Here is a 13,624-nt window from a genome sequence, read left to right as displayed (position 1 = left end):
GCGGGCTTCTTCAGCCGGCCAGCGCCTTGTTCAGGTATTCGTCGACCTTCTCGAGGTAGCCCATGGTGGTGAGCCACTTCTGATCCGGGCCGACGAGCAGCGCGAGGTCCTTGGTCATGAAGCCGTCCTCGACGGTCTGCACGCAGACCTTCTCGAGCGTGGTCGCGAATTTCGCCAGCTGCTCGTTGCCGTCGAGCTTGGCGCGATGCTTCAGGCCGCCGGTCCAGGCGAAGATCGAGGCGATCGAGTTCGTCGAGGTTTCCTTGCCGGCCTGGTGCTGGCGGTAGTGACGGGTCACGGTGCCATGCGCCGCTTCCGCCTCGACGGTCTTGCCATCGGGGGTGAGCAGCACCGAGGTCATCAGGCCGAGCGAGCCGAAGCCCTGCGCCACGGTGTCCGACTGCACGTCGCCATCGTAGTTCTTGCACGCCCAGATGTAGCCACCCGACCACTTCAGCGCCGAGGCGACCATGTCGTCGATCAGGCGGTGTTCGTAATGGATGCCGGCGGCCTTGAACTTCTCTTCGAACTCTTCCTCGTAGACCTTCTGGAACAGGTCCTTGAAGCGGCCGTCATAGGCCTTGAGGATGGTGTTCTTGGTCGAGAGATAGACCGGCCAGCCCTTCATCAGGCCATAGTTCATCGACGACCGGGCGAAGTCGATGATCGACTGGTCGAGGTTGTACATGCCCATGGCGACGCCGGCGCCGGGGGCGTCGAACACGTCATATTCCTGCACGGTGCCGTCTTCGCCCACGAATTTCATCGTGATCTTGCCCTTGCCGGGGAAGCGGAAGTCGGTGGCCTTGTACTGGTCGCCGAAGGCGTGACGGCCGACGACGATCGGCTGGGTCCAGCCCGGCACGAGCCGCGGCACGTTCTTGCAGATGATCGGTTCGCGGAAGATCACGCCGCCGAGGATGTTGCGGATCGTGCCGTTCGGCGACTTCCACATCTTCTTCAGGCCGAATTCCTCGACGCGGGCCTCGTCCGGCGTGATGGTGGCGCATTTCACGCCGACGCCATACTGCTTGATCGCGTTCGCGGCGTCGATGGTGACCTGGTCTTCGGTCGCGTCACGATTCTCGATGCCGAGGTCGTAGTACTTCAGGTCGATGTCGAGATAGGGAAGGATCAGCTTCTTCTTGATGAACTCCCAGATGATCCGGGTCATTTCATCGCCGTCGAGCTCGACGACGGGGTTCTCTACCTTGATCTTCGTCACAGGTGCCTCCTCGGTTGGATGACTCGTCGGCTGCGTCTTAGCCGATTTCAGGGTGCCTGACTAGTGCTGTATGCCTTGGTATACCGACTTTCGCCGCCGCAACCAGAGGAAGGTCGCAAGCGCGGTTCCGGGCAGCGCCGCGGCGGCGCTGAGCACGACGGCGGTCATCAGCGCGGCCTGTCCGTCCTCGCCCTCGGGCGTCGCCGCCAGCGCGCCGAGAAGGTTGACGACGAAGAGCGCGACCCAGGCGGTGGTGAGCAGGTTGACGAAGCCCATGTAGGGCGCGCGGTCCTCGGCGATGACGCCGCAGAGCGCAATCGCCACCAGCATCGGCAGGGCGCGCAGCACGAGGGCCGCAAGCGGAAAACTCCCGGCCGCGGTCTCGGGGGCGGGCAGGGCAAGGTGCACCAGCAGGGCGCCGATCAGCCACGCCAGAACCGGCAGCGCGATCGCGGCGGCAAAACGGGCCACGATCGACGCCAGCGGGATCATCTGCCGCGGTCCTCGAACCACGGCCGGATCTTCGCCTCGACCCAGTCCCAGACCCGCGGCAGCCCGCGCGCGACCTTGCCGCCGACCCGGGTTTCAAGCTGCGGCCAGGTCACGTCGTATTCAAGCCAGGAGCCGCCGCCGCCCAGATGGTTGAGCAGCACCGGCTGCACCCGGTCGAGCGATTTCGCAAAGACCGCGGTCGGGGTCTCGTTCGCCTCGAACTCGGTCCAGATCGCCCGCAGCTCGGGGCCGAGATCGGCGGGCAGAAGGCCGAACAGCCGCTCGGCCGCCGCGGCCTCGGCCGCCTGCACCGCGGGCGCGTCATGCGCAGCGCCATTGCCCGAATGGATCGGCACGTCGCCCACGTCGATCTCGACGAGATCGTGCAGCAGCAGCATCCGGATCGCGCGGTTCACGTCGACGCCGGGCGCCGCCTGATCGGCCAGCACCAAGGCGTAAAGCGCGAGCGTCCAGCTGTGCTCGGCCGAATTCTCGCGCCGGCTGTTGTCGGCGATCGGCGTCGCGCGGGTGACGGACTTCAGCTTCTCCGCCTCGAGCAGGAAGGCGAATTGCTGCGCAAGGCGCGGCTCGGTCACTGCCCGCCCTCCGTGTCGCGCGGGGCCGCCGCCCCCTCGCGCCAGGCCTTCAGTGCGTCAGCCAGAAACGCCTCGCCGCGCTGCGCCGAGATCCGCAGCCGGCAGGAGGTCATGAAGGCCTCCTGCAGCGAGGGCGAGGAGGTGCCGATCACCTTCGCCACCTGCATGTAGAAGCGGTCGTCGTCGAGCTCCTTCATCGCCACCATGGTCTTGGCGGCGAGGTCGTCGGCAAGCTCGTCGATCAGGGCCATCAGCGCGACCCTTCGGTCAGGCGGCGCCGGACATAGGTCTGCACATGGTCGATCATCGGCTTCATATGCGCCTCGTCGTCCTTGAAGAAGTGATCCGCCCCCTCGATCTCCTCGTGCGAGATGGTGATTCCCTTCTGCTCGCGCAGCTTGCCGACCAGGGTGTGGGTGTCCTTCGGCGGCGCCACGCGGTCGGCGGTGCCGTTGATGATCAGACCCGAGGACGGGCAGGGGGCAAGGAAGCTGAAATCATACATGTTCGCCGGCGGCGCGACCGAGACGAAGCCGGTGATCTCGGGCCGGCGCATCAGCAGCTGCATGCCGATCCAGGCGCCGAAGCTGAAGCCCGCGACCCAGCAATGCTTCGAATTCGGGTTCATCGCCTGCAGATAGTCGAGGGCCGAGGCGGCATCCGACAGCTCGCCGATGCCCTCGTCATACTCGCCCTGCGACCGGCCGACGCCGCGGAAGTTGAAGCGCAGCACGGTGAAGCCGATCTTGTGGAAGGCGTAATGCAGGTTGTAGACGACACGATTGTTCATCGTGCCGCCGAATTTCGGATCGGGGTGAAGAATGATCGCGATCGGCGCGTCCGGGATGGGCTGCGGGTGGTAGCGGCCCTCGAGGCGACCTTCGGGACCGGGGAAAATGACTTCGGGCATCGTCTCTCGCCTGCTCAATCGCGTGCGTCCAAAGGGGGTGCGGCGGCGCGCGTTCTTGACGCTTTCGCTCGGACACCCTAGGACGAACGGGCCCGGCATCATGCCGGGGTTCGGGTGCTTTCGAGTTAAGCGGCCCAAGGCCCGGCGTCAATGCTTGCGCAGGGATTTCGCGGCGACGCGGGAGGTGGAGGATGAAGCTTTCGACGAAAGGGCGCTATGCGATGGTGGCGCTGGTCGACCTGGCGATGGTGGGCGCGGGTCAGATGACCTCGCTTGCCGAGATCTCGAAACGGCAGGACATCTCGCTGCCCTATCTCGAGCAGCTCTTCGTGCGGCTGCGCCGGGCGGGGCTGGTCGCCTCGGTGCGCGGCCCGGGGGGCGGCTACCGGCTGGCGAAGGAGCCGAAGGACATCCGCATCTCCGAGATCTTCGAGGCGGTGGACGAGACCGTCTCGGCACTGCATGTCGGCGCCGGCGCCTCGGGGGGGATCTCGGGCTCGCGCGCGCAGTCGCTGTCGAACCGGCTGTGGGAAAGCCTGAGCGCGCAGGTCTTCGTCTTCCTGCACCAGACCACGCTCGAGGATGTGGTGAAGAACGGCCTGAAACCCTGCCCGGCGGTGCCGAGCCTGTTCTCGGTGGTGGACGAGTAATGCCCGAGGGCAGCGCCGGCGGCACCTGCGGGACGCTCCGCGGGGAGTATTTTTGCCAAGAAAAAGCCGCGGGGGCAGGTTCTGATACGTCCCGGCTTTTCCTTGCCCAAATACTCCCGCCGGAGGCATCCCCGGCCGGGGCCGGGAGCGCGCTCTGATGTCGCGCCTCTATCTCGACTGGAATGCCACGACGCCGCTGCGCCCCGAGGCGAAGGCGGCGATGGTCGCGGCGATGGAGGTGCCCGGCAATCCCTCCTCCGTGCATGGCGAGGGGCGGGCGGCGAAGGCGCTGATCGAGCGGGCGCGGGCGCAGGTCGCGGCGGCACTTGGTGCCGAGGGGCAGGATGTGATCTTCACCTCGGGCGCGACCGAGGCGGCCTCGCTGGCACTCACCGGACGCGACCTTGCCTGCGCCGGCGTCGAACATGATGCGGTGCAGGCCTGGTGCGCGCCGAGCCTCGCCGTCGACGGGCTTGGCCGGGTCGCCGTGCCCGATCCCGCGCAGGCGACGCTGCAGCTCGCCAATTCCGAGACAGGGGTGATCCAGACCCTGCCCGAGGGGCTCGCGGTCAGCGACCTGACCCAGGCCTTCGGCAAGATCCCCTTCGCCTTCAACTGGCTCGGGCTGACCGCGGGGATCGTCTCGGCGCACAAGCTCGGCGGGCCGAAGGGGATCGGCGCGCTCATCGTGAGGCGCGGCACCGACATCGCGGCGCAGTTGAAGGGCGGCGGGCAGGAGATGGGCCGCCGCGCCGGCACCGAAAACCTGATCGGCATCGCGGGCTTCGGCGCCGCCGCCGAGGCTGCGGCGCGCGATCTGGCGGCCGGGGTCTGGGACGAGGTCGCCGAAGTTAGAAATATTCTAAAGAATGCTCTGGAATACCCGACGAAAGAAGTCTATTTTCCAGGATGGGAGATCGCTGAGGGTGGACCGGGGGTGCAGGGAGACGCGCCCGCGATCCTGCCCAACACGCTTTCGGTCATCAGCCCCGGCTGGAAGGGGGAAACGCAGGTGATGCGGATGGATCTGCTGGGCTACGCGGTTTCCGCGGGCTCGGCCTGTTCCTCGGGCAAGGTCCGCGCGAGCAAGGTGCTGCGCGCCATGGGCTGGCCAGAGGAGGCCTCCGCCTCGGCCCTGCGGATCTCGCTTGGCCCCGGGATCGGACGGGACGAGGTTTTGCGCTTCGCCGAGGCATTCCTCGGGGCGCTTCGCAAACACCGCGCAAGGCGCTGAGACGCGCCCGGCGCAGACGCGGAAAGGAAGACGGCGTTGGAACAGGAACTTGAGATCCGCGAAGGCGTGGACCGCGAGACCATCGAGACGGTCCAGAACATGGGCTCCTACAAATACGGCTGGGAGACCGAGATCGAGATGGACTATGCCCCGAAGGGCATTTCCGAAGACATCGTGCGGCTGATCTCGAAGAAGAACGACGAGCCCGAATGGATGCTCGAGTGGCGACTGGCGGCCTATCGTCGCTGGGTGACGATGGCGGAGCCGCACTGGGCGCTGCTCGACGTGCCGAAGATCGACTTCCAGGATCTCTACTACTACGCCCGGCCGAAGAGCATGGAGAAGAAGCCGCGCTCGCTCGAGGAGGTCGACCCGAAGCTTCTGGCGACCTATGAGAAGCTCGGCATCCCGCTGAAGGAACAGCTGATCCTTGCGGGTGTCGAGGGCGCCGAGGACATGCCCGAGGGCGAGCGTCAGGTCGCCGTCGATGCGGTCTTCGATTCGGTTTCCGTCGGCACCACCTTCAAGGCGAAGCTCGCCGAGGCCGGGGTGATCTTCTGCTCGATCTCGGAGGCGATCAAGGACCACCCCGAGCTGGTGAAGAAATACCTCGGCTCGGTCGTGCCGCAGACCGACAACTTCTATGCCACGCTGAACGCCGCGGTGTTCTCGGACGGTTCTTTCGTCTACATCCCGCCGGGCACCCGCTGCCCGATGGAGCTCAGCACCTATTTCCGCATCAACGCCGAGAACACCGGGCAGTTCGAGCGCACGCTGATCATCGCCGACCGCGGCGCCTATGTGAGCTATCTCGAAGGCTGCACCGCGCCGAAGCGCGACACCGCACAGCTGCACGCGGCGGTGGTCGAGATCGTCATCCTCGAGGATGCCGAGGTCAAATATTCGACCGTGCAGAACTGGTTTCCCGGCGACGAGAACGGCAAGGGCGGGATCTACAACTTCGTCACCAAGCGCGCCGATTGCCGCGAAGCGCGGGCGAAGGTGATGTGGACCCAGGTCGAGACCGGCTCGGCGATCACCTGGAAATACCCGTCCTGCGTGCTGCGCGGCGATGACAGCCAGGGCGAGTTCTACTCGATCGCCATCGCCAACAACTATCAGCAGGCCGACACCGGCACGAAGATGGTGCACCTGGGCAAGAACACCCGTTCGCGCATCGTCTCGAAGGGGATCTCGGCCGGACAGGCGCAGAACACCTATCGCGGCCTCGTCTCGATGCACCCGCGCGCCACGAATTCGCGCAACTACACGCAATGCGACAGCCTGCTGATCGGCGACAAATGTGGCGCCCATACCGTGCCCTACATCGAGGTGAAGAACAACTCGAGCCGGGTCGAGCACGAGGCCACCACCTCGAAGGTCGACGACGATCAGCTCTTCTATTGCCGCGCCCGCGGCATGGACGAGGAAGAGGCCGTGGCGCTGGTGGTGAACGGCTTCTGCCGCGAGGTGCTGCAGGCGCTGCCGATGGAATTCGCGATGGAGGCGCAAAGCCTTGTCGCGATCAGCCTCGAAGGGTCGGTCGGGTGAGACACGCCGCCGCAGGTCACGCTTTTCCCGCGCGCTTGCCGCAATTCCGGCAAGATCCGGGTGTTGGGTTCCTTCCGGACGACAACACCTGGACGGGGGCGGCGCATGACCATTTCGACGGCATCCTTCAACGAACGGCTGGGCCGGATCGAGCGGGAACGCGCGCGCACCAAGGGCCGTGTCGTGCTGCATGTGGGCGCCGAGGAGGTTCTCGTGCGCTCGGCCGAGGACTTTGCCGGGGTGCGGGCGCCGGCGCCACATGGCGCGGCCTCGCCGCTGGCCATGGCGCTCTGCGTCACGCTCGGCATGGTCTCCTATGCCGCCTCGGTGGCGCTGCGGGCGCGGTTTTTCTCGCTGCCCGAGGCCGGGCAGGTGCTGAGCGACCGCGCGATGCTGACCGGGATCGGCTGCGGGCTGGTGCTGGCCGTGGCGCTTGGACTGGCGCTGCGGCTGCGTGGCACCGGGCTCTGGACGGCGCAGGTTGCGGGCGTGGTGCTTGCGGCGATGACGCTGCACAATCTCGCCTTCTGGGCGCCCGATCAGGCCGGCTTCGCCTTCACCTATCGCTGGGTCGAAAGCGCGCAGGCGGCGACCGCGCCCGCAAGCCTCGTCTTCCGGGAAAAGCTCTTCACCTTCTGAGCCTGCACCGCCGGACCGGGGAGGGCGCGTGATGGCAAAGCCCGCGAAACCCGCCCCGGTGCGCCCGGTGCTGACCCTGCCCGCGGCCGAGGCCGGGGCCGTGCGCGCGGCCTATGAGGCGGCGGATGTCATCCTCGAATACGGCTCGGGCGGCTCGACGGCGCTCGCGGCCGAGCTGCCGGGCAAGACCGTGTTCTCGGTCGAGAGCGATGCGAAATGGCTGGCCGGCATGCGCGCCTGGTTTGCCGCCACCCCGCCCGCGGGCCGGGTCGAGTTGCATCACGCGAAGATCGGCCCGACGAAGGAATGGGGCTATCCCAAGACCGAGCGCCAGTTCCGTGCCTGGCCGGGCTATGCGCTCTCGGTCTGGGACCGTCCCGGTTTTCTCCACCCCGACGTGGTGCTGATCGACGGCCGCTTCCGTGCGGCGTGCTTTCTCACCACGCTCTTCCGCATCACCCGCCCGGTGACCATCCTGTGGGACGATTACGCCGGGCGCGAACAATATCACGCGATGGAGGCCTTCTGCCCCTTGGGCGGAATGGTCGGCCGGATGGCCGTCTTCAGCGCGGAACCCACCGTGATCGAGCCCGCGAAACTCGGCCAGATTATCGCCACCTACCTGCGCCCGCTGTGACCGGCGCCCGCCATCCGAAGGACGGAAAACATGCTTGAAATCAAAAACCTGCACGTCAAACTTGAAGAACAGGACAAGGTCATCCTGAAGGGCGTGAACCTGACGGTCGAAACGGGCAAGGTGCACGCGATCATGGGCCCGAACGGTTCGGGCAAGTCGACGCTTTCCTATGTGCTCTCGGGTCGTGACGGCTATGAGGTGACCGACGGCTCGGCGCTGCTCGACGGCGAGGAGTTGCTCGAGATGGAGCCCGAGGCGCGTGCCGCCGCGGGCCTGTTCCTCGCCTTCCAATACCCGGTCGAGATCCCGGGCGTGGGCAACATGACCTTCCTGCGCACCGCGGTGAACGCGCAGCGCAAGGCGCGCGGGCAGGACGAACTTTCGGCCGGTGAATTCCTCAAGGTCGTGCGCGAGAAGGCGAAGACGCTGAAGATCGACGCCGAGATGCTGAAGCGCCCGGTCAACGTCGGCTTCTCGGGCGGCGAGAAGAAGCGCAACGAGATCCTGCAGATGGCGATGCTGGAACCGACGATGTGCATCCTCGACGAGACCGACTCGGGCCTCGACGTCGATGCGATGCGGCTGGTGGCGGATGGGGTGAACGCGCTGCGCGACGGCAAGCGCTCGTTCCTCGTCATCACCCACTATCAGCGCCTGCTCGATCACATCAAGCCGGACGTGGTGCACATCATGGCCGACGGCCGGATCATCCAGACCGGCGGGCCCGAGCTTGCGCTCGTGGTCGAAAAGAACGGCTATGCCGAGATCCTCAAGGCCCACGGCATCGCGGAGGCGGTGTGATGTCGGCGGTGGAAAAGGCGACGCCGCTTGATGCGCGGCTCGGGGCGCTGGCGATCCCGGCGGGCAGCTTCGCGGCCAAGGCGCGCCGCGGCGCGCTCGATCGTCTGACCGCCATGGGCCTGCCCGGGCGGCGCGACGAATACTGGCGCTGGACCCGGGCCGCCGATCTGAGCGCGGCCGACCCGGTTCCGGCGGCGCCCTTCGTGACCGACGAGGTGCCGGTCTTCGACGGGCTCGACCGGCTGAAGATCGTGTTCCGCGACGGCGTGTTCGACGCGGCGGCCTCGGACCCGTTCGTGCTCGAGGGGATCGAGATCACCCGCCTGGCCGAGACGGCGGAGCTGGGCTGGGCCGCGGGCTTCTATGGCAGCCTCGAGGAGGCCGGCCAGACCCCGGTGAAACGCCCTTTCGCGGCGCTGAACACAGCCGCCGCAACCGATGGCGTGCTGATCCGGGTGAGCGGCCGCCCCTCGAAACCTGTCAATCTGATTTATATCCATGAATCAGATGTTTCTGACCCGATCCTGCACCATTGCGTGAAGCTCGAGCCCGGCGCCGAGCTGACCCTGCTGGAGAACGGACCGGCCGGCGCGCGGTTCAACAAGGTGCTCGAGGTCGAGGTCGGCGAAGGCGCGCGCTTCCACCACATCCGCGCCCAGGGCCGTGACAACGACCGCCGCGCGATCACCCATATCTTCGCGCGGGTGGCGGCGCGCGGCCTGTTCAAGAGCTTCACCCTCACCGTGAACGGCGTGCTGACCCGCAACGAATGCGTGCTCACGCTTGCGGGCGACAATGCCGTTGCTCATGTCGCGGGGGCGGCGCTTGGCGATGGCGCCGGCGGCGCCTTCCACCATGACGACACCGTCTTCATCACCCATGATGCGCTGAACGGCGAAAGCCGGCAGGTGTTCAAGAAGGTGCTGAAGCACGGCGCGGTGGGCGTGTTCCAGGGCAAGATCCTGGTGAAGCCCGGCGCGCAGAAGACCGACGGCTATCAGATCAGCCAGGCGCTGCTGATGGACGACGACAGCCAGTTCCTCGGCAAGCCCGAGCTCGAGATCTATGCCGACGACGTCAAGTGTTCGCATGGCTCGACCACCGGCGCGCTCGACGAGACGGCGCTGTTCTACCTGCGCTCGCGCGGCGTGCCGGTCGAGGAGGCGCGGGCGCTGCTCGTGCTGTCCTTCCTCGCCGATGCGATCGGCGAGATCGAGGACGCGGCGCTGAAGGACGAGATCGTCGCCCGGCTCGAGGCCTGGCTCGCGCGGCACCGGGGCTGAGATGGCAGCGGTCGACGACATCTTGCGCAGCTACCGCGCGCCGCGTGCGGTGGTGCGCGGCCATCTGGCCCGCACCCGCTCCGAGCCGCGGGCGCTGACGCTGCTGCTGGCGGCGCTGGTGGTGATCTTCGTCGGCCAGTGGCCGCAGCTGTCACGGCAGAGCTTCGAGCATCCCGATCAGCCGATGACGGTGCTGCTGGTCGGCACGGCGATCGCGCTGCTCGCGACCGTGCCGGCCTTCTACGCGCTCGCCGCACTTGCGCATCTGGTGGCCAGGCTCTTCGGGGCCAGGGGCAGCTGGTATGGCGCGCGCATCGCGCTGTTCTGGGCGCTGCTCGCGGTCTCGCCGTTGATGCTGCTGCAGGGGCTGGTGGCCGGATTCCTCGGACAGGGGGTGCAGCTCGGCCTGATCTCCGGGCTCGTCTTCGTGGCCTTCCTGGCGATCTGGGGTGCAGGGATGCGCGTTGCGGAATTCGAGGCCGGGTGATGGAACGTCCGATGCTGACGACCCTCGTCCTGCGCTCGCTGCAGGCGCCGCGCGAGGTGGCGCGGTTCCTGATCGCGCTCGATCTGCCGATGTCGGCGCGGTTCACCGCGCTTGGCGCGGTGATGGCGCTGTCGGCGGCGCTTGGCACCGCGGCCGAGCTGCTGTTTTCCTTCGTCACCAAGGTCGACCTCGGCCCGCCGACGAACCCGCTGCCGATGGCGCTGGTGCAGGGCGCGCTGATGCTCTACGCCGCCGGCGCCATGGCCTTCTTCGGCCGGCAGTTCGGCGGCACCGGCCGCTTCGCCGATGCGCTGATCCTCGTGGTCTGGATCGAGTTTCTGCTGATCCTCGGCCAGGTGGTGCAGATCCTGGTGATGGTCTTCTTTCCGCTCGTCTCGGTGCTTGGCACGCTGGCACTGATCGGGCTGCTGTTCTGGCTGCTGACGCAATTCACCGCCGCGCTGCATGGCTTTGACACCCTGTTCAAGGTCGCCTTCGGGGTGATCGCGGTGTTCTTCGGCTCGGCGATGCTGTTCGGCATGCTGCTGCTCTCGCTCGGGATCGTGCCGGTCCCGACCCCCCTCTGAAAGGACCGCCGATGTATGACGTGAACCGCATCCGGGCCGACTTCCCGATCCTCGCGCGCGAGGTCAACGGCCGGCCGCTCGTCTATCTCGACAACGGCGCCTCGGCGCAAAAGCCGCGCTGTGTGATCGACGCGATGACGCAGTTCTACGAACAGGATTATGCGAACGTTCACCGCGGCTTGCATTACCTTTCGAATGTGGCGACGGAGAAATACGAAAGCGTGCGCGGCACCGTCGCGCGCTTTCTGAACGCGCCCTCGGAAGAGGAGATCGTGTTCACCACCGGCTCGACCGAGGCGATCAATCTCGTCTCCTATGCCTGGGCCGCGCCGCGGCTGCAGCCGGGCGACGAGATCGTGCTGTCGATCCTCGAGCACCACGCCAATATCGTGCCCTGGCACTTCCTGCGCGAGCGCCAGGGCGTGGTGCTGAAATGGGTCGAGATCGAGGCCGACGGCAGCCTCGACCCCGAGAAGGTGATCGCCGCGATCGGGCCGAAGACCCGGCTCGTCGCCGTCACCCACATGTCGAATGTGCTCGGCACCCGGGTCGATGTGAAGGCGATTGCGGCGGGGGCGCATGCGAAGGGCGTGCCGGTGCTGGTCGACGGCTCGCAGGGCGCGGTGCACGCGCCGGTCGACGTCGCCGACCTCGGCTGCGACTTCTATGCAATCACCGGGCACAAGCTTTACGGGCCAAGCGGTTCCGGGGCGATCTTCATCCGTCGCGAGCGGATGGAGGAGATGCGTCCCTTCCTGGGCGGCGGCGACATGATCGACACCGTGACCCGCGATGCCGTGACCTATGCGAAACCGCCGCTGCGCTTCGAGGCGGGCACGCCCGGCATCGTGCAGCAGGTGGGCCTTGGTGTCGCGCTGAATTACCTGATGGGCCTCGGCATGGAGAATGTCGCGGCGCACGAGGCCGCGCTGCGCGACTATGCGCAGGCGAAGTTCTCGGGGCTGAACTGGCTCAACATCCAGGGCAATGCGCCGGACAAGGGCGCGATCTTCTCGATGACCCTGAACGGGCCGGCGCATCCGCATGACATCTCGACGATTCTCGACAAGCGCGGGGTGGCGGTGCGGGCCGGCACGCATTGCGCGATGCCGCTGCTCACGAGCCTTGGCCTGACCGCCACCGCGCGCGCCTCCTTCGGGCTTTACAACACCCGCGAGGAGGTTGACGCGCTGGTCTCCGCCCTCGAGCTTTGCCACGAGCTGCTGAGCTGAGCTGAGCTTTGGTGCGGCGCGGAACTTTTCCGCGCCGCGCGATTGCCCGTTGCAGGCCCCGCGGCAATCGGCTATCCAGCACGGGCGCTGCACCCGTAGCTCAGCTGGATAGAGCGCTGCCCTCCGAAGGCAGAGGCCACAGGTTCGAATCCTGTCGGGTGCACCAATAAAATCAAACAGTTATGATCTATCTTGGTCGCCGCGTTCGCGGCGATATCTGTTACTTGTAACGGTTTGCAGCCCTTGACACACCATCCAGCGCGTTCTTCGCTGATTCCATGTGGTCGGGTGCGTGGTGTCCGTAAACTCTCTCGATTGTCTCGATGCTGGTTGAGAAGAAACCGGCGACATGCCATTTGTCAGCTCCGCCTTGCAGCGCCCAGGTGATCGCGGTGTGCTTGAGGGTGTGCGGCGTCACGTTATCCAGACCAGCCGCGGCCGCCGCTTTGGCGAAGCCCTTCTTGATGTCTCCGACCCGCGCCCCCTGGTATTCTACCGCCCACCGAGCGCCGTGCGCGTTCCAGCGCTTGAGATGCCCGAGCAGCTTGCGCGGGATCGGTGCAGGGGCCCGACGCTTGTTGGTCGCCCGCTCACCTTCCCCCATCCGATACATGATTCCGTTCGAAAGATCGAACCAGCCTCCGACCGTGTTCGGCGCGAATCCCATGCGCAGGAGCGCATCTTTTCGCGTCCCGGTGTAGAGGCCGATCAGGATGAACCGAGCAACGTGTGCCGCCTTGTGGCCGCGGTATGCTGCCCAGATCAGCCGCGCCGCCTCTGGGCGCGTCAGATAGCGCTCGCGCGGCGCAGTCTTGTCTGGCAGCGTCACGACCGGCGCGGACAGGATGTAACCTTCATGGTGGCAGTAATTCAGCGCAGCTTGCAGCGTTCCAAGCTCGCGGCGCACGGTGGCGGGCGAGACAGGCCTGCTTTCGCCATCGGTGCATCCTTGCGTCGTGCGGCGTGCCTTGGCGTAGCGCCGGCAGGTTTCGCCCCTCACATTTGCGACTTTGAGTGCGCCCCAAAATGGCAGGAGCGCATCGATCGCATATCCGATCCTCTCCGGTGCTGCGACGGTCGGTGCGTATTCCTCTGCGTAGATAGTCAGCACCTCGGCCACGGCTATTTCGTGCGCGTCAGCGGCAGCACTTTTCCGTCCCTTGGTCGCGATGTAGGCGGCGAGGGCTTTTTCAGCATCTGCGCGGCTGATGCAGCCCGTTGACTGATCTGGCTGTCCGGTGTCTCGGATATACCAGTGCGGGCGGTGGGAGAACTTGTGGAGGCGTGCGCCTTTTGCTGG

At 66.5% G+C, this 13,624-nt stretch carries 16 protein-coding genes and 1 tRNA gene; 11 read left to right on the top strand and 6 right to left on the bottom strand.

Translation table 11 applies throughout. The annotated features are described in order from the left end of the window. Window positions 1–10: 10 nt before the first annotated feature. From EOW66_RS15420 to EOW66_RS15400, 5 genes are read right to left on the bottom strand one after another with little or no spacing between them, the layout of a single operon-like run. A complete protein-coding gene (locus EOW66_RS15420) occupies window positions 11–1,225 on the bottom strand; it encodes an NADP-dependent isocitrate dehydrogenase (RefSeq protein ID WP_128157188.1) in 1,215 nt (404 codons plus the stop codon). A 60-nt stretch (window positions 1,226–1,285) separates the two neighbouring features. Then, window positions 1,286–1,717: a hypothetical protein gene (locus EOW66_RS15415; RefSeq protein WP_128157187.1), complete on the bottom strand. Its 432-nt coding sequence runs from the start codon at window positions 1,715–1,717 to the stop codon at window positions 1,286–1,288. Next, window positions 1,714–2,313 carry an HD domain-containing protein gene (locus tag EOW66_RS15410; protein ID WP_113898716.1) on the bottom strand — a complete coding sequence of 200 codons (600 nt, stop codon included), beginning with the start codon at window positions 2,311–2,313 and terminating at the stop codon, window positions 1,714–1,716. The genes EOW66_RS15415 and EOW66_RS15410 overlap by 4 nt, the downstream gene beginning before the upstream one ends. Beyond that, window positions 2,310–2,564: a hypothetical protein gene (locus EOW66_RS15405; RefSeq protein WP_128157186.1), complete on the bottom strand. Its 255-nt coding sequence runs from the start codon at window positions 2,562–2,564 to the stop codon at window positions 2,310–2,312. Before EOW66_RS15405 ends, EOW66_RS15410 begins: the two co-directional genes overlap by 4 nt. Beyond that, a complete protein-coding gene (locus EOW66_RS15400; RefSeq protein WP_113898714.1) occupies window positions 2,564–3,223 on the bottom strand; it encodes an alpha/beta hydrolase in 660 nt (219 codons plus the stop codon). The genes EOW66_RS15405 and EOW66_RS15400 overlap by 1 nt, the downstream gene beginning before the upstream one ends. Before the next feature lie 191 nt (window positions 3,224–3,414). Between EOW66_RS15400 and EOW66_RS15395 the strand changes: the two genes are divergently transcribed. The 11 genes from EOW66_RS15395 (at window position 3,415) to EOW66_RS15345 (ending at window position 12,490) form a co-directional block, all read left to right on the top strand. After that, entirely contained in the window at window positions 3,415–3,873 is a 459-nt protein-coding gene (locus EOW66_RS15395; RefSeq protein WP_128157185.1) for a Fe-S cluster assembly transcriptional regulator IscR, read from the top strand. Window positions 3,874–4,030: 157 nt separating this feature from the next. Then, window positions 4,031–5,107, top strand: a complete 1,077-nt coding sequence (locus EOW66_RS15390; RefSeq protein ID WP_128157184.1) for a cysteine desulfurase family protein — start codon at window positions 4,031–4,033, stop codon at window positions 5,105–5,107. 36 nt (window positions 5,108–5,143) lie between these two features. After that, a complete protein-coding gene (gene sufB / locus EOW66_RS15385) occupies window positions 5,144–6,658 on the top strand; it encodes a Fe-S cluster assembly protein SufB (protein ID WP_128157183.1) in 1,515 nt (504 codons plus the stop codon). Window positions 6,659–6,763: 105 nt separating this feature from the next. Next, entirely contained in the window at window positions 6,764–7,297 is a 534-nt protein-coding gene (locus EOW66_RS15380) for a hypothetical protein (RefSeq protein WP_128157182.1), read from the top strand. 31 nt (window positions 7,298–7,328) lie between these two features. Beyond that, entirely contained in the window at window positions 7,329–7,934 is a 606-nt protein-coding gene (locus EOW66_RS15375; protein ID WP_128157181.1) for a hypothetical protein, read from the top strand. A 30-nt stretch (window positions 7,935–7,964) separates the two neighbouring features. Further along, window positions 7,965–8,735 (top strand): Fe-S cluster assembly ATPase SufC, encoded by a 771-nt coding sequence (gene sufC, locus EOW66_RS15370; RefSeq protein WP_128157180.1) that lies wholly within the window; start codon window positions 7,965–7,967, stop codon window positions 8,733–8,735. After that, window positions 8,732–10,018 carry a SufB/SufD family protein gene (locus EOW66_RS15365; protein WP_380710867.1) on the top strand — a complete coding sequence of 429 codons (1,287 nt, stop codon included), beginning with the start codon at window positions 8,732–8,734 and terminating at the stop codon, window positions 10,016–10,018. The genes sufC and EOW66_RS15365 overlap by 4 nt, the downstream gene beginning before the upstream one ends. Before the next feature lies 1 nt (window position 10,019). Continuing rightward, a complete protein-coding gene (locus EOW66_RS15360; protein WP_128157178.1) occupies window positions 10,020–10,505 on the top strand; it encodes a YIP1 family protein in 486 nt (161 codons plus the stop codon). Further along, window positions 10,505–11,092, top strand: coding sequence for a YIP1 family protein (locus tag EOW66_RS15355; protein WP_128157177.1), 588 nt, complete (start codon window positions 10,505–10,507; stop codon window positions 11,090–11,092). The genes EOW66_RS15360 and EOW66_RS15355 overlap by 1 nt, the downstream gene beginning before the upstream one ends. An 11-nt stretch (window positions 11,093–11,103) precedes the next feature. Then, entirely contained in the window at window positions 11,104–12,324 is a 1,221-nt protein-coding gene (locus tag EOW66_RS15350) for a cysteine desulfurase (RefSeq protein WP_128157176.1), read from the top strand. Between the two features lie 89 nt (window positions 12,325–12,413). Then, window positions 12,414–12,490: transfer RNA gene (locus EOW66_RS15345), tRNA-Arg, on the top strand. 54 nt (window positions 12,491–12,544) lie between these two features. Here EOW66_RS15345 and EOW66_RS15340 read toward each other — a convergent pair. Then, window positions 12,545–13,444 carry a tyrosine-type recombinase/integrase gene (locus tag EOW66_RS15340; protein ID WP_239017605.1) on the bottom strand — a complete coding sequence of 300 codons (900 nt, stop codon included), beginning with the start codon at window positions 13,442–13,444 and terminating at the stop codon, window positions 12,545–12,547. Window positions 13,445–13,624 lie beyond the last annotated feature (180 nt).

The organism is Paenirhodobacter huangdaonensis, assembly GCF_004022465.1.
In the GTDB taxonomy this organism is placed as follows: Bacteria; Pseudomonadota; Alphaproteobacteria; order Rhodobacterales; family Rhodobacteraceae; genus Rhodobacter; species Rhodobacter huangdaonensis.
The sequence above is the reverse complement of the archived record's forward strand: the minus strand, read 5'-3'. Positions and strand labels throughout refer to the sequence as shown.

Excerpts from the sequence above, each read along its gene's own strand:
- EOW66_RS15380 (WP_128157182.1), top strand. The coding sequence starts at position 6,764 with ATGACCATTTCGACGGCATCCTTCAACGAACGGCTGGGCCGGATCGAG.
- EOW66_RS15355 (WP_128157177.1), top strand. The coding sequence starts at position 10,505 with ATGGAACGTCCGATGCTGACGACCCTCGTCCTGCGCTCGCTGCAGGCG.
- EOW66_RS15360 (WP_128157178.1), top strand. The coding sequence starts at position 10,020 with ATGGCAGCGGTCGACGACATCTTGCGCAGCTACCGCGCGCCGCGTGCG.
- sufC (WP_128157180.1), top strand. The coding sequence starts at position 7,965 with ATGCTTGAAATCAAAAACCTGCACGTCAAACTTGAAGAACAGGACAAG.
- EOW66_RS15400 (WP_113898714.1), bottom strand. The coding sequence starts at position 3,223 with ATGCCCGAAGTCATTTTCCCCGGTCCCGAAGGTCGCCTCGAGGGCCGC.
- EOW66_RS15415 (WP_128157187.1), bottom strand. The coding sequence starts at position 1,717 with ATGATCCCGCTGGCGTCGATCGTGGCCCGTTTTGCCGCCGCGATCGCG.
- EOW66_RS15405 (WP_128157186.1), bottom strand. The coding sequence starts at position 2,564 with ATGGCCCTGATCGACGAGCTTGCCGACGACCTCGCCGCCAAGACCATG.
- EOW66_RS15390 (WP_128157184.1), top strand. The coding sequence starts at position 4,031 with ATGTCGCGCCTCTATCTCGACTGGAATGCCACGACGCCGCTGCGCCCC.
- EOW66_RS15350 (WP_128157176.1), top strand. The coding sequence starts at position 11,104 with ATGTATGACGTGAACCGCATCCGGGCCGACTTCCCGATCCTCGCGCGC.
- EOW66_RS15395 (WP_128157185.1), top strand. The coding sequence starts at position 3,415 with ATGAAGCTTTCGACGAAAGGGCGCTATGCGATGGTGGCGCTGGTCGAC.
- EOW66_RS15375 (WP_128157181.1), top strand. The coding sequence starts at position 7,329 with ATGGCAAAGCCCGCGAAACCCGCCCCGGTGCGCCCGGTGCTGACCCTG.